Genomic DNA, 14,541 nt, shown 5'->3' on the forward strand with positions numbered 1-14,541 from the left:
TGTTTATATGGGTATTTTTAACATGTTTATTGTCATTCCAATGATTATCCAAATCATCACCATGCAATATTTTGTTTACGATTGGCTAGGAAATAATCCCATAAATGTCATTCGTCTGGCGGGTTTGTTTTTAGTGCTAGGTGGTGTTTTCACCTTATTCATTAGAGTGAAAAATAAAAAGGAAGTGGTTACTAATTAATATTTTCAACTAATGCAAAATTCAAGTTACATAAAAGCGCTTGACTTATTATACAAAGCAAGTTCAGACGATGGTTTTCTTGCAAGTGCAGTAGCGCACTCAAACTACAACAGAGTTTGGGCACGTGATGGCGTTATTTGTGGGTTAGCGGCATTGGCTTCAGGTGACGTACAATTGATAGCTACTTTTGAACGAACCTTGGCTATTTTAGCAAGAAATCAACACAAAAACGGTACGATTCCTTCGAATGTATTGGTGACTCAACATCATGAAGAAGTGAGTTACGGTGGTCTGGCAGGACGAGTTGACGCCGTTACATGGTTCATTATTGGGGTTTGCCAATATGCATTTTACATGAAAGACGATTCATTTTTGGCTAAATATAAAAACCATATCGCACTTTGCTTGAAACTAATGGACGCTTGGGAATTCAATAACAAACATTTAATGTACGTCCCGCTTTCTGGAAATTGGGCCGACGAATACATCACGGATGGATACGTTTTGTACGATCAATTGCTTCGTGTTTGGGCTTTAAAAAGCTATAACTATTTTGAAAAAAGCAGCGAAATTGCTCATAAAATAAAAAATATTTCTTCGCAAATTGAAGTCAATTTTATACCCGAAAGTGGCGGCGAAAAATACCACGAAAAAGCCTACGGTGCATTTGATTTTAAGTCATTTATGCCTTGTTCATTTTCGCCAGCGGGATACAAAACCTCATTTGATGCTTTCGCAAATGTACTGGCACTTCTTTTAAATCTAGGAAGCCCTACGTTTCAGTCTAAAATACTCTCGTACTGCAATACACTTACAGCACAAATGGATTTGAAGCTAATTCCAGCTTTTTGGCCACCGATTTTTCCCGAAGATCCTGACTGGAGTTTGCTAAAAAACAATTGTAAATATGAATTCAGAAATTTTCCAAATACGTTTCACAACGGCGGTATTTGGCCTATGGTTAATGGTTTTTACGGAGTCGCCTTGGCTTCAAAAGACCAAAAAAAGGAGGCAATAGCAATTTTAGGAGCGATGGATGTTGCAAATAAAAAAACAGACTATCATTTTTATGAAAACTACGACAGCTTGAATGGAACACCCAATGGAGTGCCCTTTTGCGCTTGGAGTGCGGCTGCTGCGGTACTTTTAGAAAAATACATTTTTACAGATTTTAAATTACTACTATAAATGAATACTACTATTGATATATTATGTGTGGGCGAAGTGTTAATTGATTGCATCGGGCAAGAAGTCAATACACTTGCAGATACCAAAGATTTTCATCGGTTTCTGGGTGGTTCTCCTACTAATGTGGCAGTAAATGGTGCTAGATTGGGTTTGAATGTGGCGTTAGTTGCAACTTGTGGAAGCGACGGACTAGGCAAATTTATTATTCAAAAGTTACAAGCCAATGCCATAAGTACGTCCCAGATAAGAACATCATTCACGCTACCTACTTCAGTAATTTTTGTTGCACGATCAACCTCTACTCCCGATTTTATAGCTTATCGCGAAGCCGATTGCGAAATTTTAGAAGACCAAATTCCAGATGAATTACTAGAAGCCACAAAAATTTTTCATACTACTTGTTTTGCTTTAAGCAAGCAACCTGCCCGAACAACTATTTTGAATCGGGCACACAAGGCCAAATCATTGGGACTACAATTAAGTATCGACATCAATTATTCTGAAAAAATATGGCCCAACCGTTACGAAGCACATCAAGTTTTAAAAGATTATCTTTCCACCAATCCACTGGTCAAAGTGAGCAACGATGATTGTTTCAGGCTTTTTGGAGAATTGAAATCAGACGAATATATTTTTGATTATTTTCATCAACTTGGGGCCAATACTATTTGTTTGACTAAAGGCAAACTAGGGGTAAAGGTTTCTGATAAAACACAAGGAATTTTATTTCAAGAAGCCCTCGATTTAAAAGAAGTCAAAGACACAACAGGTGCTGGTGATGCGTTTTGGACAGGATTTTTGTATTCTATTATTAATAAAAAAACGTTATTAGAAAGTATCACAATCGGTCAAAAACTAGCAAGAATTAAACTGCAAAATGTAGGCAGATTGCCTGAAAATATGGATTTGACCAAGGAATTAGACTCATAATTTATACATTCCTACTCATTAATTTCTCACCAAACAAGCGTAAAATTGCTTTTTTATCCGCAGAAATTTGCATGTTTTCTAAAGTTTCAAAAGCCTTCATCGTAAAATCGGTGATGGCTTGTTGAGTGGCTTCGGCAGCACCCGTTTTTTCAAAAACATTTTTCACGGATGCCACTTTATCGTTTGTGTCAACGGGATGGATGGAAAATAAATGCATCAATTCCTCCCTTTGTGGAGGCGAAGAAAATTCTTGGGCTTTGAGGTATAAATAGGTTTTTTTGTTTTCAATAATATCGCCCCCTACTTGTTTTCCAAAAGTAGCTGGGTCGCCAAAAGCATCTAAATAATCGTCCTGAAGCTGGAATGCCAATCCTAAATTCAATCCGAAATCATAAATCAGTTCGCAATTTTCAGTTGAGGTTGCAGCGATAATGGCACCCATTTTCATGGCTGCAGCAACCAATACGGCCGTTTTGTACTCAATCATTTTTAAATATTCGGGAATCGTAACTTCATCTCGATTTTCAAAATCCACATCCCATTGTTGTCCTTCACAAACCTGAATAGCAGTTTTGCTAAACAGTTTTGCCAAATCCCTAAAAACAGCTGGCTCGTATTGTTCAAAATATTGATATGCCAATATCAGCATCGCATCACCCGATAAAATTCCAGTATTTAAATCCCACTTCTCATGCACTGTTTCGTTGCCTCGTCGGAGCGGTGCTGCATCCATTATATCGTCATGTATCAACGAAAAATTATGAAATACTTCTACCGCTAATGCCGCCGGTAAGGCGTTTTTGTAATCAGCTCCAAAAATTTCTGCAGCCATCAAAGTAAGCGTCGGACGGATTTTTTTTCCGCCTAAGCCTAGAATATAACTGATGGGTTCATACAAATTTTTGGGCTCCCGAACTACTTGCTGACTTGCTTGGTATTCGTTGATAAATTCTTGGTACTGCTTGATAGAATGCATATTTGGGTAATTTTTTGGCTAAAGTACTTTAAAAAGGAAGAATTTCATAGTATAAGCAAATGTTAAATAATTGTAAATACTCTGGAAACTATTTTGGTGTTACAAGTTTCCTATTTACATTTGCACCAAAATAATGAAAGAGGAAAATGAAAGATAAAATAATTTCAAAAGCCACGGAGATGTTTTTAAAGCTAGGCTTTAAAAGTGTTACTATGGATGATATTGCTGGAGAAATGTGTATTTCTAAAAAAACCATTTATAAGTATTTTAAAAACAAAGAATTATTAATAGAAGAAGGAACCGAAATTATACATCAAAAAATCCACCATTTGATAGATGAGATTATAACCAAAAACTATAATGCCATTCAAGAAAATTTCGAAATGCGAAAGATGTTTAAAGAAATGTTTCAATCTTTTGATCATTCGCCCGTATATCAACTGAAAAAGCACTACCCCGAAATTTACGAGAAAATGATGGCCAATGAAATCCAGGAATGCAGTCAAGTTTTTACACACAATATACAGAAAGGAATTTCAGAGGGCTTGTACCGTGCCGATACCGATATCCAAGCGGCAGTACAATTTTATTACACACTAATTTTTTCGATCAATGAAAATACGTTGCTAGAAAAAGAAGCATTTCAACTGGAATTAAAAGCCTTGGAATACCACACGCGTGCCATTGCTACACCCCAAGGAGTTACTGAATTATTAAATCAATTGTTTAAATCTAATCTATAATCATCAATGAAAAAAAACTTTTTACTAACTTTTCTCTTGCTCGTGAGTGTTTTGCAAGCTCAAGAGCAAAATCAAAATTACTCGTTTAGCTTAAATCAGGCGATTGATTATGCTTTGGAACACAACTATTCTTCCATCCGAACTTCAAAAGATATCGATGTTGCTAAACAAAAAAAGTGGGAAACTACGGCTGCAGGTTTGCCTCAAATAAACGCGAGTGTTGATTATCAAAACAATTTTGAACTTCAAAAATCGGTAGTTCCAGCTGAATTTTTTGGTGGAAACCCAGGCGAATTTGCTGAAGTTGCTTTCGGAACGCGACACAATGTGATTGCCAACAGCAGATTAAGCCAATTGATCTTCGACGGTTCCTACATTGTTGCTTTACAAGCATCCAAAACCTATCTGAAATTTTTTGAAAATGCCAAACAAAAAAGCAACACTGAAATTCGGGAAATGGTCATTAATGCCTACGGAAACGTTTTATTGGCCGAAGAAAGTATCGCTATTTTAGAAAAAAATAAAGCCACATTATCAAAAACATTATCCGATACTGAGGAAACGTTTAAAAATGGATTAATTGAAGAAGAAAATGTCGAGCAATTACAAATTACGTTGGCCAGTATCAACAGTAATTTAAGCAATACCAAGCGGTTGCTGGATGTGTCTCGAAAAATGTTCAAGTTTACATTAGGCATTCCGCTTGATGCCGAATTAACTTTGACGGATAAACTGGACAATTTATCAAGGGCCAATTTAGACTTGAATTTAAGCGCTACTGCATTTTCATTGGATAACAATATTGATTATCAAATGGCTCAAAACTTTGAAGAACAAAGAACACTTGAGCTAAAATTAGAAAAGAGTAAAGCACTTCCTTCTTTAGCGGCAAATCTAAACTTTGGATATAATGCTTTTAACGACAAATTTGCCTTTTTATCTCAAAACCAAAGTTGGTTGAACTATTCGAACTTAGGAATCAGTTTAAATGTACCCATCTTTAGCAGTTTTGGACGTAAAGCCAAAACACAACAGGCTAAAATTGCATTGGAACAAGCCAAAATTCAACTAACCGAAACCGAACAGCAATTACAACTTCAATTTGAACGTGCTAAAAGTGAATTTGAATTTAGCATCGAAGAATTTGCTACTTCAAAAAGCAACTTGAACTTGGCCGAACGTATTGAAAAAAAGCAACAAGTAAAATTTACCGAAGGTTTATCGTCAAGTTTTGATTTTAGCGAAGCCCAAAGACAGTTGTATTCGGCTCAACAAAATTACTTGCAATCGATGGTAAACATCATCAACACAAAAGCCGCCTTAGAAAAAATCACTAACAAAAACTAATTTAAACTACTCATGAAAAAAATTCTAATAATAACCGTTTTTTCGTTCGTTCTTTTTTCTTGTGGAAAAAGTGAACAAGAGCAATCCATTGAAAAACTGGTTTCTTCAAAAGATGTAAAAGGACTTCAAGCGAAAAAAGTTGCCCTACAATCCGAAATTGCTACCATCGAGGAGGCTTTGGCCACTTTGGATGTAAAAATTGAAGAAGCTTTAGTAGGAATTACCAGTGTAAAAGATACCGTTTTTAACCATTATCTGGAAGTTCAAGGTAGTATTGACACCAAAGAAAATATCTTAATTCAACCTGAATACAGCGGAACGTTGACTTCTTTAACTGTAAAAGCTGGACAAAGGGTTTCAAAAGGTCAAATTCTTGGTCGTGTGGATGATGCCGGAATGAGCCAACAACTGGCAAGTGCCGAAAATCAGTACCAGTTGGCCAAAACAACTTTTGAAAGACAAAAAAATCTGTGGGACAAAAAAATTGGTTCTGAAATCCAGTTTCTTCAAGCACAAACTCAGATGATTTCGGCTCAAAAAACCGTTTCGCAAATCAAAGCCCAATTGTCTAAAACCGTTATTCGTGCGCCATTTTCTGGAACAATTGACGAAGTTTTTGTAGAAAAAGGTGAAGTTGTCGCTCCAAGTGCTCAAGGTTTGATGCGAATTGTGAACTTAGGAAACATGTATGTTTCTACAACCGTTCCAGAAAGCTACATTGGTAAACTAAAAGTAGGCGATAATGTGGATGTGTTTTTAACTTCTTTGGGCAAAACCTATAAAGGTAAAGTGCGTCAAATAGGCAGTTTTATCAACCCTAACAACAGAAGTTTTGGTATTGAAGTGAGTGTTCCAAATCCTGAAAACTTATTGAGACCAAATCAAGTAGCTAAACTTAAAATCATTGATTATGTGAGTAAAAATGCACTTGTAGTTCCTACAGGAATAATTCAAGAAGATGCCAACAATAACAAATTTGTTTATAAAGTTGAAGAAAGTAATGGGAAAACGGGTAAAGCTAAAAAAGTAGTAGTAAAAACAGGAAAATCTTCGGATAATGTAACCGAAATTTTAAGCGGTTTATCAGTAAATGACGTAATAGTTACCGATGGTGTAAATTCTATTTCAGAGGGAATGAAACTAAATTTTTAGTTTAAAAGTTCATGTGTTTATCAGTTTAAAAGGATACAGATGAAAAATTTAGTTTTGAAAAACTCATTGATTAGCAGAAAGCGCGAGAATTGGCTTTAGAAATTTTTAGAATAACGAAGCATTTTCCAAAAGATGAACTTTTAGGAATGACAAGTCAGATGAGAAGATGTTCCGTTTCTGTCGCTTCAAATCTAGCCGAAGGTTCAGGTAGAAGTTCAATAAAAGAAAAGCCAAATTTTCAGAAATAGCCTTCAGTTCTGCTTTAGAATTACTAAATCAAGTAATAGTATCATCTGACTTTGAATACATTGAAGAAAAAAAATAGATTGAAATTAGAGAGAAAATAACGGAGGTAACTTTGTTAATTGATGGTTTGCACAAATCTCATTTACCAAAAAAATTTGTTTATAAATACAGAAACAAATAACCTCATAAACTAAAATATATGTCACACAAAAACAAAGAATTCGGTATATCGAGTTGGGCGGTAGATAACAGAGTTACTGTTTACATCTTTACCTTTCTTATTGTAGTTACGGGCTTGATTGCCTACATTACTATGCCACGGGAAGATTTCCCAGAAATCATCGAGAATAAAATTTACATCTCATCTGTTTTTCCTGGAAATTCGGCCGAAGATGTTGAAAAATTGATCCTTAAACCACTTGAAAAAGAAATTAAAAACATCAGTGGTATTGAAAAAATTACGGCAAGTGCTTTCCAAGATTACGGAATGATCATCGCCGAATTTTCAGATAATGTAAGCGTTGAACAAGCGAAAGTAAAAATCAAAGACAAAGTAGATGTCGTAAAAGCCGATACCGATTGGCCTAATCTAGACAACGGAAGTAAAGTAGAACCAAGTGTTTTTGACTTGAATATTTCCGAAGAAGTGCCTATTTTGAACATCAATTTGAAAGGAAATTATACGACGCAACAACTAAAAAAATACGGCGAACTACTAGAAGACGACATCGAAGAAATTCCCGAAGTAAAGCAAGTGGACATCCTAGGTGTTGACGATAAAGAGGTAGAAATTGCCGTAGATATATTCAAAATGACAGCTGCTCAAGTTTCTTTTGACGATATCCAAAATGCCGTTAAATACGAAAACATGACACTTTCGGGTGGAAATTTAACCTCGCAAGGTTCACGAAATAACATCAGAATTGTTGGAGAAATAAAAGACCCAAAAGAGCTAGAAGATGTCATTGTAAAATCTTTTGGCGGAACGGTTTTCTTGAAAGATATTGCAACAGTTTCGTTTAAAGAGAAAGAAAAAACGACTTATGCTCGAGAAAAAGGGAAAGAAGTAGTGATGCTCAACGTAAAAAAACGTTCGGGACAAAACATGATTTCTGCTATTGAACAAGTAAAAGAAAAAATCGAATTGGCACAAGAAACCTATTTGCCAAAAGATTTGAAATTGGATCTAACCAATGATCAATCTTCGCGTGTTGAACACCAAGTGGATGAATTATCGAACCACATTATTTTTGGAATTATCCTAGTAATGATTGTGTTGATGTTTACGATGGGATTGCGAAATTCATTATTCGTAGGAGCGGCAATTCCGCTATCAATGTTGATGGCCTTTACCATTCTTTCGGCTTTCGGAATGACATTGAACACGATGGTTTTATTCGGATTGGTAATGGGATTGGGGATGCTTGTAGACGACGGAATTGTAGTGGTCGATAACGTATTTGCCAATATGCAAAAAGGAATGTCGCGTGTTCAAGCCTCCAAAATTGGTATTGGCGAAATCGCTTGGCCTGTTATTTCTTCAACGGCGACCACCCTGATGGCATTCTTGCCCTTTGCATTTTGGCCTGGGACGATGGGTAAATTCATGATTTATTTTCCAGTAACACTTTCCGTAACGCTTGGAGCATCTTTGTTTGTAGCAATGATTATCAATGCCGCAATGACGGGCGGCTCAATGGATATTGAGGATAGAAATGTGACCAAAAAATCAGCTAAAATGTATACCATCATTTTTGCAGCAGTTGCTATTATTTTCATCATCATCGGAAATGTCAACGATTCGAAAGCTGCTAGAGGAATTGGTCACTTAGCCTTAATTTCATTAGGATTAATGTGGTTATACAAATGGAAATTATACCAATGGACACAAGATTTCCAACATGGATTTTTTCCAAAAATGGAAGAAAAATACAAACGCTTCTTAACCAGAATTTTAACAGGTAGAAATGCTTGGTATGCTTTAGTTGGTATCATTGGAATGTTGTTTTTATCGTTCATTCTACTTGGAGTTTTTCCAAGAAAAGTATTGTTCTTCCCGGATAATATTCCAAATCAAGCAATTGTTTACATCGAATATCCACAAGGAACTGATATTGAAAAAACCAACAAAGCCACTTTATTTGTTGAAAAACAAGTGATTGGTGTTTTGGAAAAATATGTGGACGAAAAAAATAAAGATGAAAACTACATTGCCGAAAGTATCGTTTCGCAAGTAGGTGTTGGTGCAGGAAATCCAAATGTAGATGCGGGTTCTGCTTCTGAAACTCCTTTTAAAGGAAAAGTAACGGTAAGTTTTACCGAATTTAAGCTTCGACGAGGTGTCAATACTTCGGATATTTTAGAAGAAATTCGAGGAAAAGTAAAAGGAATTGCAGGTGCAACAGTAACAGTTGAAAAAGATGCCAATGGTCCGCCAGCGGGTTATCCAATCAGTGTTCAGTTAACAGGAACGGATTACGATCAAATGATTAAAGAGGCCGATCGAATGATTACTTTTATCAATGCCAAAAACATTCCAGGTATCGAAAAACTGAGTGTGGATGTGAATAAGCAAAGCCCTGAATTAGAAGTAATTGTGGACAGAGTCAATGCCGGTAGTGTGGGTGTTTCTACAGGTCAATTGGGATTTAATCTTCGTCGATCAGTTTATGGTCAAGAAATTTCTACCTATAAAGAAGGCGATGACGATTATAACATCATCGTGAGAATGCAAGAAGATCAACGAAAAAACGAAAACATTTTGTTCAATCAATCGTTGACTTTTAGAAATCAAAACAACGGTCAGATGATGCAAGTGCCGATTTCGGCAGTTTCCAAGACACAAAAAACTACTACATTTAACCAAATTAAAAGAAAGAATTACAAACGGATCATGACCGTTTATTCAAATGTGATTACAGGTTTTAATGCCGATGAAATTACCAAGCAAATTGAAGCCGAATTGAAAGGTTATGAATTGCCAAAAGGGATTACGTATTCCTTCTCCGGAGTTCAAGAGGAGCAAGCAAAAAACCAAAGTTTCTTGCTTTATGCTTTGTTTTTAGCAATGGCTGGAATTACTCTTATCATTGTTTTGCAGTTTAACTCCATCTCAAAAACAGTAGTGATTTTATTTACGGTATTGTTGAGTTTTAGTGGTGTTTTCTATGGTTATGTGATTGCCAATATGGATTTCGTAATCTTGATGACGATGATGGGAATTATTTCTCTTGCTGGAATTGTGGTGAAAAATGGTATTGTACTGATGGATTTCTTTGTCTTACTTCTCGATCAAAAGGTGAGAGACAACAACCTGGAAAGCCACGACGATTTAACCATTGATGAAATCAAAGAAGTGATTATCGAAAGTGGAAAAAATCGTTTACGTCCGGTATTGTTAACTGCCTTGACCGCCGTATTGGGATTAATTCCATTAGCAATTGGTTTAAACTTTGACTTCTTCGGATTGATTACAGATTTAAATCCACACTTATATATTGGTGGCGACAACGTAATTTTCTGGGGACCATTGGCTTGGACCATCATTTTCGGATTGACTTATGCCACTATTCTGACCTTGGTTATGGTTCCGGTAATGTTTTTCTTGGTAAAAAGAACCAAATATTTCCTTCGTGATCGAAGAGCAAGAAGAAAAGCTTTAGAGGCTTAACAATTTATATAACATTAAAAAGGAACTCAACACGAGTTCCTTTTTTTTTGAAGTGTTGACCAATAAATAGTTTTACAAAAAAAAGCGTCTCTATTCGAAACGCTTTCTCATTACAACCAATTATTGAGATTAATTTATGTTCACAATTGCTTCTTCTTTCCAAGTTTTTACGGTAGCCACTCGGCTGTCTGCATAATCTACTTCACTTAAATTTTTATCCGTCCAGAAAATCCATTTTCCGGTTTTAGTGCCTTCATTATAATTGGCAATGGCAGTCTTTTTACCATTTTGGTCAAAAGAAACCCATTGTCCGTGCACTTTTCCGTTTTTGTAAAACCCTTCTTGACTTACTTTACCGTTTTCGTGGTAATACGTAGATTTCACAATATCTCCTACTACTTCATGTTTTGGTTCGCTTTGAGCGAATGTAATTCCGGTGAATAACAATGCTCCTAAAATCATATACTTTTTCATAATGCTATTATTTTTTTATTAAATAAATATTTTTAAATGTTGGATGTCAACCTTTTCGGTCTAATAGTCTAACAAATATAAAAATAAATTTACATTAAAAAAACTTTCACTTAACAATTTGGTAACATTGATTAAAATTTAACACAGATTAGTTCTAGCATACAAAAAAACCGTCCTCGAAAAGACGGTTTTAATCAATAAATGTTTGCAGTATTTTACTTCAATAACTCCGACAACAATGCCGTCAATGAAGGTGAAGAAGGTCGATCTGCATTGGCATTGACAATGTTTCCTTTTGGGTCAATCAATATAAAACGCGGAATTCCAGTAATGCCGTATGCTTTTACAAAATCGGAATTCCAATCGTTATCGGCAAAAAGTTGAATGCCTTTCAAATCCTTGGTAGTCACAAACTTTTTCCATTTTTCATAATCTTTTTTTGTGTCGACCGAAATACCTACAAACTCAATATTTTTGCCGTGAAATTGTTCTTCTACTCTTTTCATGTGCGGAATTTCGGCAATGCACGGACCGCACCACGTAGCCCAAACGTCGATATACACATATTTACCTCTCAAATCTTCCAATTTGGTCTTTCCGCCTTTGTGGTTTTCATATTCGAAAGTGGGAGAAGGGGCGTTGTTTAATTTTTTAACTTTTTGTTCTTCCTTGTAATAGCGTTGCAAATCTTCGGTAGCACCTTCGATTTCCTTGGTGTACATCGCTGCAAATGCCGGTTCTAATTTGGCATCAGCCAAACGTTTTAAATCCGTTTGCTTTTTGTTCAATGTCATTTTTTCAAATGCAGTTTCGTCGGCTGCAAATAATTCCGGATAGTTGTAATGCTCTTCATACAAAGCGGTTTGTGCCAAAAAGTTGTTTTCCTTGGCTCCTTTTCCGGAGTAAACGATACTTTCGTCAAATTCTTTCGCATTCAATGTCAGTTTTAAATCCATTCCGTTTTTTAGGAATAATGAAGTATTTTCGACACCATCATTCAAGCGGTACATACCTTCGGTGACTTTCAATGTATCTTTAAATACACCTGATTTATTGAGATTAATTTCTTTTTTAAACTTTTTTGGTCCTAAAATATAAAGTTTATCGCCATTTCTATTCTCGATCTTGGCTTCAAAAGTCAAGTAGTTTTTTTGAGCAAAAGCCGATAGCGAAAGTAATCCAACTAAGATTCCTGTAAATATTGATTTCATGTTTATGACAATTAAATTTTTGTACCTTCAAATATAGGTTTTTATTCTATAAAACGATAAAACAACATTTAACTTAACGCAATAGCGAACAACGTGCATCGAATAACGCTTTAACCGATGTAAATTATGCAACGATTCGCTTTTGTCACGCCCAATAGTTTGTCCGTTTATTAAATTTTTCACATTTCTTAGATTTTTTCGCTCCTTTAGCTTTTTTCAGATTCTTTAGATTTTTTAGCTTTTTTAAAATACTTTTGCAACCTAATTTTTTTATGATGTATAGAAGTCACAATTGTGGAGAATTAAATAGTTCACATATCAATACTGAAGTCACACTTGCGGGTTGGGTTCAAAAATCGCGCGACAAAGGATTCATGAATTGGGTCGATTTACGCGACCGTTATGGCATTACGCAATTGATTTTTGACGAAAGTCGCACCGACAAAACTGTTTTTGAAAAAGCAAAAACCTTGGGTCGTGAGTTTGTCATTCAGGTAAAAGGAACCGTGATTGAACGTGAAGCGAAAAACAAAAACATGCCAACGGGCGATATTGAAATTTTAGTAACCGAGTTGACTATTTTGAACGAAGCCATCACGCCTCCTTTTACAATTGAAGATGAAACCGATGGCGGCGAAGATATCCGAATGAAATACCGTTACCTTGACATCCGAAGAAATCCGGTAAAAAACAGTTTGCTTTTTCGTCATAAAGTAGCGATGGAAGTTCGAAAATACCTCTCAGATTTGGATTTTTGCGAAGTAGAAACGCCTTATTTGATTAAATCGACTCCCGAAGGTGCACGAGATTTTGTCGTGCCGTCGAGAATGAACGAAGGGCAGTTTTATGCCTTGCCCCAATCGCCACAAACCTTCAAACAATTGCTGATGGTGGGCGGCATGGACAAGTATTTCCAAATTGTGAAATGTTTCCGCGACGAAGATTTAAGAGCCGACCGACAGCCGGAGTTTACACAAATTGATTGCGAAATGGCATTTGTGGAACAAGAAGACATCTTGAATGTTTTTGAAGGCTTGACGCGTCATTTACTCAAAGAAATAAAAGGCATCGAAGTAGAAAAATTCCCAAGAATTACCTACGATTATGCGATGAAAACTTACGGAAACGACAAACCAGATATTCGTTTTGAGATGAAGTTTGGCGAGTTGAATGCAGTAGCACAACACAGAGAATTTCCAGTTTTTAACGCAGCCGAATTGGTGGTTGGAATTGCAGCTCCAAAATGTGGAGAATATACCCGTAAAGAAATTGATGCACTTATCGAATGGGTGAAACGCCCACAAGTTGGAGCAACCGGAATGGTGTATGTAAAATGCAATGAAGATGGTACTTACAAGTCATCGGTAGATAAATTTTACGACCAAGAAGATTTAGCAAAATGGGCGGAAGTTATGGGTGCTAAAGCAGGAGATATGATTTTTGTGCTTTCCGGTCCAGCCGATAAAACGCGAAGCCAACTTTCTGCGTTGCGAATGGAATTGGCAACCCGTTTGGGATTGAGAAACCCAGCGGTTTTTGCTCCACTTTGGGTGGTGGATTTTCCGTTATTGGAATTTGACCAAGAAAGCGGCCGCTACCACGCAATGCACCACCCGTTTACGTCTCCAAAACCAGAAGACATGGCTTTATTGGAAACCAATCCAGGAAAAGTCCGCGCCAATGCATATGATATGGTTTTGAACGGAAACGAAATTGGCGGTGGCTCCATCCGAATTCACGACAAAGCTACACAGGCGTTGATGTTTAAATACCTGGGATTTACCGAAGAAGAAGCGAGAAATCAATTTGGATTTTTGATGGATGCGTTTCAATTTGGAGCACCACCTCACGGAGGTTTGGCTTTTGGATTGGATCGATTGGTAGCCATTTTAGGCGGTCAAGAAACCATTCGGGATTTTATTGCTTTCCCTAAAAACAATTCAGGACGGGATGTAATGATTGATGCTCCTTCTGCAATTGATGGAAAGCAGTTGGAAGAATTACACATCAAATTGAAGTAAGAAATTCGATTATAGAAAAGAACTCGATAATGAAAACACCCCAAAAAGTTATACACTATTTGGGGTGTTTTTTTTTTAGATACCAATTGTTTTCTTGAACAAGAGGTTAGCGTTTGTAATGGTACACTTACAAAGAAGAGAATGAGGTTTTAGTTTACCTTCATTACAATAAAGTCGTAATTCTACTCTTATAAAACGCAGTTAATGCCTTGTTTTAACTCATCAAAGTCACAAGATTGTAAAACTTAGGTTCTTGCTTTTAAAAGCAGTTTAAAACGATTGACCGCTGTTTTGATGGCCATCCGAGATAAAGCTCAATTCCGTTATTATACCAATTGTAATTTTAAAATGGTCCAATCCATTTTAAAATTTTATCCCGACGAA

At 36.2% G+C, this 14,541-nt stretch carries 11 protein-coding genes and 1 pseudogene; 9 read left to right on the forward strand and 3 right to left on the reverse strand.

What is annotated here, in order from left to right; all coding sequences use genetic code 11:
* The 3 genes and pseudogenes from ACIQ2X_RS00450 to ACIQ2X_RS00460 form a co-directional block, all read left to right on the forward strand.
* Nucleotides 1-199 (forward strand): annotated as a pseudogene (locus ACIQ2X_RS00450) (MFS transporter); the annotation flags it as partial.
* Nucleotides 200-211: 12 nt separating this feature from the next.
* Complete coding sequence (locus ACIQ2X_RS00455) at nt 212-1,387, forward strand: glycoside hydrolase 100 family protein (RefSeq protein ID WP_396176903.1); 1,176 nt, start codon at nt 212-214, stop codon at nt 1,385-1,387.
* The gene (locus ACIQ2X_RS00460; protein WP_396176904.1) at nt 1,388-2,317 is read left to right on the forward strand and encodes a carbohydrate kinase family protein; all 930 of its coding nucleotides are present in this window, start codon (nt 1,388-1,390) and stop codon (nt 2,315-2,317) included.
* 1 nt (nt 2,318) lies between these two features.
* On the opposite strand, the gene ACIQ2X_RS00465 is transcribed toward ACIQ2X_RS00460, so the two are convergent.
* On the reverse strand, nt 2,319-3,293 hold the full coding sequence (locus ACIQ2X_RS00465) for a polyprenyl synthetase family protein (protein ID WP_396176905.1): 975 nt from the start codon (nt 3,291-3,293) through the stop codon (nt 2,319-2,321).
* 146 nt (nt 3,294-3,439) lie between these two features.
* Here ACIQ2X_RS00465 and ACIQ2X_RS00470 point away from each other — a divergent pair, with 146 nt between their 5' ends.
* The 5 genes from ACIQ2X_RS00470 (at nt 3,440) to ACIQ2X_RS00490 (ending at nt 10,451) form a co-directional block, all read left to right on the forward strand.
* A complete protein-coding gene (locus tag ACIQ2X_RS00470; protein ID WP_396176906.1) occupies nt 3,440-4,036 on the forward strand; it encodes a TetR/AcrR family transcriptional regulator in 597 nt (198 codons plus the stop codon).
* Between the two features lie 6 nt (nt 4,037-4,042).
* Nucleotides 4,043-5,383 (forward strand): TolC family protein, encoded by a 1,341-nt coding sequence (locus ACIQ2X_RS00475; RefSeq protein ID WP_396176907.1) that lies wholly within the window; start codon nt 4,043-4,045, stop codon nt 5,381-5,383.
* Between the two features lie 12 nt (nt 5,384-5,395).
* A complete protein-coding gene (locus ACIQ2X_RS00480; RefSeq protein ID WP_396176908.1) occupies nt 5,396-6,535 on the forward strand; it encodes an efflux RND transporter periplasmic adaptor subunit in 1,140 nt (379 codons plus the stop codon).
* A gap of 89 nt (nt 6,536-6,624) precedes the next feature.
* Complete coding sequence (locus ACIQ2X_RS00485) at nt 6,625-6,783, forward strand: four helix bundle protein (RefSeq protein WP_396176909.1); 159 nt, start codon at nt 6,625-6,627, stop codon at nt 6,781-6,783.
* A gap of 197 nt (nt 6,784-6,980) precedes the next feature.
* On the forward strand, nt 6,981-10,451 hold the full coding sequence (locus ACIQ2X_RS00490; RefSeq protein ID WP_396176910.1) for an efflux RND transporter permease subunit: 3,471 nt from the start codon (nt 6,981-6,983) through the stop codon (nt 10,449-10,451).
* Nucleotides 10,452-10,580: 129 nt separating this feature from the next.
* Here the strand turns inward: ACIQ2X_RS00490 and ACIQ2X_RS00495 are convergent, their stop codons facing one another.
* Nucleotides 10,581-10,925: a toxin-antitoxin system YwqK family antitoxin gene (locus tag ACIQ2X_RS00495; protein WP_396176911.1), complete on the reverse strand. Its 345-nt coding sequence runs from the start codon at nt 10,923-10,925 to the stop codon at nt 10,581-10,583.
* Between the two features lie 215 nt (nt 10,926-11,140).
* Entirely contained in the window at nt 11,141-12,136 is a 996-nt protein-coding gene (locus tag ACIQ2X_RS00500) for a TlpA family protein disulfide reductase (RefSeq protein WP_396176912.1), read from the reverse strand.
* Nucleotides 12,137-12,411: 275 nt separating this feature from the next.
* Between ACIQ2X_RS00500 and aspS the strand changes: the two genes are divergently transcribed.
* A complete protein-coding gene (gene aspS / locus ACIQ2X_RS00505) occupies nt 12,412-14,157 on the forward strand; it encodes an aspartate--tRNA ligase (RefSeq protein WP_396176935.1) in 1,746 nt (581 codons plus the stop codon).
* Nucleotides 14,158-14,541 lie beyond the last annotated feature (384 nt).

It is taken from the genome of Flavobacterium sp., assembly GCF_044368625.1.
Lineage (GTDB): Bacteria > Bacteroidota > Bacteroidia > Flavobacteriales > Flavobacteriaceae > Flavobacterium.

What these genes read in the sequence shown, in the direction of transcription:
- ACIQ2X_RS00455 (WP_396176903.1), top strand. Translation starts at nt 212, where the DNA reads ATGCAAAATTCAAGTTACATAAAAGCGCTTGACTTATTATACAAAGCA.
- ACIQ2X_RS00460 (WP_396176904.1), top strand. Translation starts at nt 1,388, where the DNA reads ATGAATACTACTATTGATATATTATGTGTGGGCGAAGTGTTAATTGAT.
- ACIQ2X_RS00465 (WP_396176905.1), bottom strand. Translation starts at nt 3,293, where the DNA reads ATGCATTCTATCAAGCAGTACCAAGAATTTATCAACGAATACCAAGCA.
- ACIQ2X_RS00470 (WP_396176906.1), top strand. Translation starts at nt 3,440, where the DNA reads ATGAAAGATAAAATAATTTCAAAAGCCACGGAGATGTTTTTAAAGCTA.
- ACIQ2X_RS00475 (WP_396176907.1), top strand. Translation starts at nt 4,043, where the DNA reads ATGAAAAAAAACTTTTTACTAACTTTTCTCTTGCTCGTGAGTGTTTTG.
- ACIQ2X_RS00480 (WP_396176908.1), top strand. Translation starts at nt 5,396, where the DNA reads ATGAAAAAAATTCTAATAATAACCGTTTTTTCGTTCGTTCTTTTTTCT.
- ACIQ2X_RS00490 (WP_396176910.1), top strand. Translation starts at nt 6,981, where the DNA reads ATGTCACACAAAAACAAAGAATTCGGTATATCGAGTTGGGCGGTAGAT.
- ACIQ2X_RS00495 (WP_396176911.1), bottom strand. Translation starts at nt 10,925, where the DNA reads ATGAAAAAGTATATGATTTTAGGAGCATTGTTATTCACCGGAATTACA.
- ACIQ2X_RS00500 (WP_396176912.1), bottom strand. Translation starts at nt 12,136, where the DNA reads ATGAAATCAATATTTACAGGAATCTTAGTTGGATTACTTTCGCTATCG.
- aspS (WP_396176935.1), top strand. Translation starts at nt 12,412, where the DNA reads ATGTATAGAAGTCACAATTGTGGAGAATTAAATAGTTCACATATCAAT.